Origin of the sequence: Vibrio rotiferianus CAIM 577 = LMG 21460 (genome assembly GCF_002741985.1) — a bacterium.
Lineage (GTDB): Bacteria > Pseudomonadota > Gammaproteobacteria > Enterobacterales > Vibrionaceae > Vibrio > Vibrio rotiferianus.
In genome coordinates this window covers 1-209 of sequence record NZ_APHW01000082.1, presented here as the reverse complement: position 1 = coordinate 209, position 209 = coordinate 1, and the positions used below count along the sequence as shown (strand labels likewise).

Here is a 209-nt window from a genome sequence, read left to right as displayed (position 1 = left end):
TTACCGCGGCTGCTGGCACGGAGTTAGCCGGTGCTTCTTCTGTAGGTAACGTCAAATGATTAAGGTATTAGCTTAACCACCTTCCTCCCTACTGAAAGTACTTTACAACCCGAGGCCTTCTTCATACACGCGGCATGGCTGCATCAGGCTTGCGCCCATTGTGCAATATTCCCCACTGCTGCCTCCCGTAGGAGTATCGAAGAGCTAGA

Annotated in this window: 1 rRNA gene; it reads right to left on the bottom strand. The window is 51.7% G+C overall.

From position 1 onward, the window contains the following. Positions 1-209, bottom strand: a 16S ribosomal RNA gene (locus B853_RS16205); the annotation flags it as partial.